The organism is Allobosea sp. FG18 (genome assembly GCF_057809495.1).
Window position 1 is genome coordinate 1 of sequence record NZ_JBMDKB010000061.1, and the last position, 5,499, is coordinate 5,499.

The following is a 5,499-nucleotide window of genomic DNA, read 5'->3' on the forward strand; positions in this document are numbered from 1 at the left end:
CTCGGGCCAGAGGAAGGCTTTCAGAACTCGTGATATGGCCTCGCTGCGTTCCCCTGATAGTAACAGCTAGCTTCTGCAAATTCCTGGCTCTTTGGACTTGATCTCGGCGCTCCGCGTCTCGTGACAATGTTGTGTGCGCCACACCCAGCTTCACAGCGACCGAGCGCAATGTGACCTTCTCGTCGGCTGCGATCAGTTCACGGCAAACACTGCCAATTTTCGGGTCGGGGGCGTCCAATTCGTCGAGCGTGATGATCTCAGTCATTCGATTAGGCCGCTCATGCGAACTTCCTTGAAGGGGCGGCTAAGATCCTCACCATTGGGGAAGACGAAGTCGCCTGCTTTGGTCGCGATGGCCTGTTCGATCGCCGCCAGTCGGGCGGTCGCTTGTGCCTTTGCCTTGGATTTCGCTGCGTCTGACCCAGGGTGCTTGTCGATCGAGGCGAGAACAGCTTGATACCGGCCTGCGAGCTTTTGGAGCTGTGTGGTCTCGCCCGGCAAACCCGTCCTCATCAGATGGCTGCAGCCACCGAAACATTCGAGGTGGCGAGGGCAGGGTTCAACGACAAAGGAGTTCAGGCAAAGGCCATATGGCGTGATCTGCATCCCGTCGGCCTCGGCAGCCAAATAGACCACTGCGGCTTCGTCGCCTTCTTCCTTTTGGATCCGGCGAAACTCGTCGACGACCCGACCACTACTCCGATTGGAGGCGATGAGCTTAAAGGCATCCCGAGCGGGTCCGATAAGAAGGTCCGCCGTGCCTGGCGGCAACTCCATGTCGGTCAATTCCTGGGCCAACGTTCGGCTATCGTATTCATGGCTTTGCGCAACGGATTTCCGGCCAAAGCGATGAGTAATGATGGTATCAGCGACGCCAGCAACAAACAGCTCGTTATTGTGCATGTGTCGCATGGCATGCGAGTTGAGCGTGTAGGATGCCGCTTCCGGTTTGCCATACTTAGCAAAGAAGCTCTGCCCCGCCACGCTTTCCTTTCCCAACGCCTCAGTGATGTCTTGCGAAGTCAGGCGACCGACGAAGGCATATCGTGTTACGTCGCAGACGGTATCTCCGCGTGCTTCATTGAGGGCGCGCTTTGGAGCCAGAAAGAGGCATTCATGGACAGCGAGTTCTCGCTGTCCTTCAAGAGGAAAGCCTTCGGTGTCGCTGAGCTTCGTCGGCAAGTTTATCTTGATTGCCTGTTCGAACTCCGAGATCAGGACGCCGAGGGATCCATACCGTGGACGCGATGCATTGCTGGCTGGCCGCAATTCGGAAGTCGCGATATCGCGACGAGGAATCCAGCTGTTTCCACTCCGTGCCATGTATAGGGTAAATGCACCGCTATACGGTGCTCCTTGGCTTTGAAGTCGCGCTTGGTAGCTCCTGATTTCCAAGAGAACCTTGGGGTCAAGCGTCCGACGGTATTTCTTAGCGAGATGATTATTCTTAGGGCCGTAAAAGACAAACGGGTTTCCTGATATGCGAGGGTAAATTTCCGTCAATGGCACCATTTCGTCGAGAGCATACTCGGGGAATATGCGGCCGGTTGTGATTTGCTCCTTGAGACGTTGGCGTAACGGCGCGGTTGCTTGTTCCACGCGGTCGAGCACGGTTTGCACCTCATCCTCGAACATCCGGAGGATCGAGGTGGAAGTTTCGGCATAGATGACGGAGCGGGCCGATCTCAGGCCCTGCTTTTCCGAGAAGTGACGGATGAACATGGTCTGGCCAATGCCACCCCGCACGGCGGCGCTCTGCCCACGAACGTCCACGTATTTTTTCACGCTTACCGGCTTCACGGGAATTGTCGCTATCTCTTCGACGCGCAAACCCATCAGGATGCCAAGCTCCACGGCGCCGAACCTGACCATGTCGTAGAAGGATGTGGGGCGTTCCTCGAGGAGAATGCGGAGCATTTCCCAGAACTCCCGCGCCCGGGGAAGGCGATCTGCCCTCCGCCGCTCTTCGAGTTTCGTGCGGATCTCCGGCATGCGCTTTCTCGCATTCAGCCTCTTCGATCGCTGTCCAAGCAAAGGGCAAAAGGCCGAAAGTCCGTTGTCATCGAGAATGATCAACAAAGCTTCGACCAGCGATTGGAGCTTGGCGTTTTTGTCAGCTTTCCCCAGGATCGACAGCGCCGTACCTACGTCCTCGCTGTTCAGTTCCCACGGCTCTTTCTCATAGCAGCAGGTAGCCAAGGCGCGTATCGGTCGTAAGATTCCATGGCGAATATGCTTGGCGCTATTCCTCTTCTCAAACAGAGCCCGAACCGTCAGTGCCTTCAAAAGCTCCCGCCATTCGGGACTGATTGCACCATCGTTGATAAGGGAGGCGCCGAGAGATGCTCGCTCGGCGTTCAAGATGGCGAGGGTGGATGGATCCCGACCAAAGTCGGAGAGATAAAAGGCCGGCGGCTTTGGTGTGCCCGTTATTTCACCGATATCCCACCGAACATCCTTCGACACAGCACCGTCAGGCCCCACAGGGATGTCCCAGCGAAGGCCATTCGCATTTGCAACCCGCTGGTAGGTCGAGATGAACTGATCAAATTGGGCCGGACGATCGCCGCCGCTCATCGCGCCTGCTCCGGCATGGTCGGATCCAAATCCTCGACAATGGCATCAATAATTTCCACCACCTCGCGCAGCTGCATGAACGCTGGGCTCACCCGATCTGTGCGGCCGGACGCGACAAACTCCTGGACGATTTGCTGAACGGAATCCCGAGCAGCCCGATGCACCTCGGCATCTCGGAGGTACATAAACTTGGCGCAGCCGTAGCATGCGAGGGCAGGGGTCTTTGTGCAAAAGGACTGCCCGATGGCGCAGCCCCCAATTCCCGCGATCAGATGGCCATGAGGAGCGGAGCCAACCTGCATGTCATTCGGCAGATCATTGAGTTCGTCGAGTGTGACGGAGCGCGCTTTCAGCGCCTTATCAATCGCCTGGAACAGGGGAGACAGGCCAAGGGCCTGATTGATTTTCTCCGCCTGAGTTGGGCTCATCTCGATGTAGGCGTCAGCTGTCTCGATGTCCTGGTGCATAAGGAACTCGGCCAACTCAACGCGGGAACAGCCGGCATCCGCCTTCCGTTGCGCAGCGGAATGCCGAAGGTCATAAGGCACCCTGCGAACACCTGTGATCTGCTCAGTTTTCTCCGCTACGATCGTAGTGATTTCAGAGGGCGAGACCCCGAATAGGGAATTGGGCCGATCGAAATCGACGGCGGGATTTAGCAATGCTCGTCGCGCCAACCACTCGGCCATCATCGGCGTCCAGTCCCGCTTCATCTTGCGGGTTTGCTCCATGGACTTCGCCTTGCCCCTTTGCTTGGCGTACCTGAAAGTCAAATGAATGACCGGATTTCCCTCATCCTGAGTGCGAAGCCTGGCGTGGCCGATATCGCGGTTGGCGATCTGAATAGGACGCATGGCGTGCGCATAATTCCAGAACAGTACGCACGCGTCGCGGAGGTCCGCCGTCTGCACCGAGGCAGGGCTACCACGGAGAATTTCAGCGTTCAGATCGTCAAAATATGAGATGATTCTGCGCTCCTCCTCGAAGCTGATGATCGCTGCTCCATCGCGAACCGTTCGGTACTTGGAGCGCTCGAATGGCGCGTTGATTGATTTCAATATGTTCGCATGCGACTTTCCCCAGCCAGCAATCTCAACTTCGCAGAAAAAATAGAGCATCGCCTTAGCGGACGTAAAATATTGGCTGCTTCCGACGACGCCTGACAGCGCAAAGAATTCCGTTCTTAGATATGAAATAGCATCTTCAGGCGCCTTGCACGCAATGATCAAAAGAGGCAACTGATACGCGATCGTGCGGATATAATCCCCGAGGTAATTTACTGCTGTAGAGGGATTTTTGTGAAGCCTATTGATAGTAAAATGCTTTAATAAAATCTCCAATTGCGCACTGAGATTTGAGTACGGCAACGTCGCTTTTCTTCCGCCGCAGTCGATAATCCAGCGCTTCTCACTTGTATCTATAGATTTCGTCTTCTCGTTATATTCATCATAATAGCGAGCTATTTTTGGCAACGGGCCCAATTCTTCAGCGACGGAATTAAAGATTTCGACGCTATCAGATGGCTTTGAATTTGGGCTAGTTTCAAAATAGTTCATATCCGCACTTGGTCAATGCTAGGCTCGATGGCGCGAATTGCGTTCACATGGGAATCGAAATCATCATTCCATACTTGTGCAACATGCCGTTCCCAGTACGCCCGAGCGTAGAGTCGCGGCATAACTGAATCGTAGGTCCATCCGAAGAACGCCCGCAGTTTCTGTAAGGCTGCCTCTTCCGAAATTCCGGCAGATCGAAAATGATAGAGCCTTACGACGGCGCATGTGTGCCGTAAGTCATGAGCCGTGACCTTTGGTTCGCGCATCGCGTCCAGGAGATGCTGTCGAGAAGTGTGAGACAGCGCGCTTGATGCGCTCGACATGATCTTACTAACGCTTCGGGAGCCGAGTGGTACTCCGCTGGAATTGAGAAAAAAATGGGGGTAGGGGGATTTTCCTCGATGATTCTCATAGAAATGCTGGAAGCGGCGGGCGACATCCGGAGATACAGGAACCTGCCTCACGCTGTGGTCATTCTTGATCGAAGGCGCATCGCAAAAGCGAGGGTCTTCCTCGGCGAAGAGGTTCTGAACATTGATCCAGTGTCGCGGCTTCAAGGTCTGATCATCGATGCCGCTCTTGATGGCATCGGCGGGCAAAAGCAAAGCCTCACCTCGGCGAAGGCCTTGATGGAGGAATGCGAGCAAAAGGCAGTGATTTCGCCACCGGCGGCTCTCACCACGGAATGGATTGTTGGAGGACGCCGGATCGAAGATTGCGTAGATTTCACGCAAGACGGTCGACGGCAAAGCGCGGATTGTGCTGGGGTTGGGGGCTTTAGGGTTTGGGCGAAGATTTGAAAGCCTGGCACTAAGCCTCTGGATCCGTCTGTGAATGCTTCTGTGAGATTCCTCCGCTTCCGATACGCGCTTGACGATGGTCTCGACGAAACTCGATACGGTCGCCCACCGGTCACGGTGATCCGAACCGGTCTGAACGGCTGAGTTCCTCAGCTTGATGAAAAAGCCCTCCAACGACGTTGAAAGACGGTCCGCGTCTGCCTGGTGAAGGATATCGTCTAAGACGTCGGCGCCGTGAATGTCCTCGACGTGCTGATAGAACGCATCGATTGCATGAAGATGCATCCGGGTGGTGTTGTTCCGGAGATGCGCAAGCGAGGTGACCTCATAGACCGCGGACCAGAATCTCGGAACGCCGGAAGTCGCGACCGCGACGGGGCGTCTTAATGACGCCGGGACGAAGTCCGAGTTGAGGTTGCGGATGCCCATAAAGGGAAAGGTAGCGGGCAGCTCTTAAAGGCCACAAGCGCGCGCACCAAAGCGACAGGGGATAAGTTCCTGATAGCGCTCCCAGTACTATCAGAGACTCGTCGCTTCGCACCAGTTTTGAAAGTACCTCGCCTTCG

The 5,499-nt window shown here is 55.4% G+C and carries 4 protein-coding genes; all 4 read right to left on the minus strand.

Going from position 1 to position 5,499, the window contains the following annotated elements:
• On the minus strand, window positions 1–265 hold a 265-nt coding region (locus tag ACODTJ_RS28865; protein ID WP_488851636.1), incomplete at its 3' end, for a hypothetical protein.
• Window positions 262–2,577: a hypothetical protein gene (locus ACODTJ_RS28870; protein ID WP_488851638.1), complete on the minus strand. Its 2,316-nt coding sequence runs from the start codon at window positions 2,575–2,577 to the stop codon at window positions 262–264. The genes ACODTJ_RS28870 and ACODTJ_RS28865, both read right to left, overlap by 4 nt.
• Window positions 2,574–4,133, minus strand: coding sequence for a site-specific integrase (locus ACODTJ_RS28875; RefSeq protein ID WP_488851640.1), 1,560 nt, complete (start codon window positions 4,131–4,133; stop codon window positions 2,574–2,576). The genes ACODTJ_RS28870 and ACODTJ_RS28875 overlap by 4 nt, the downstream gene beginning before the upstream one ends.
• Window positions 4,130–5,362 (minus strand): hypothetical protein, encoded by a 1,233-nt coding sequence (locus tag ACODTJ_RS28880; protein WP_488851642.1) that lies wholly within the window; start codon window positions 5,360–5,362, stop codon window positions 4,130–4,132. The genes ACODTJ_RS28875 and ACODTJ_RS28880 overlap by 4 nt, the downstream gene beginning before the upstream one ends.
• Window positions 5,363–5,499 lie beyond the last annotated feature (137 nt).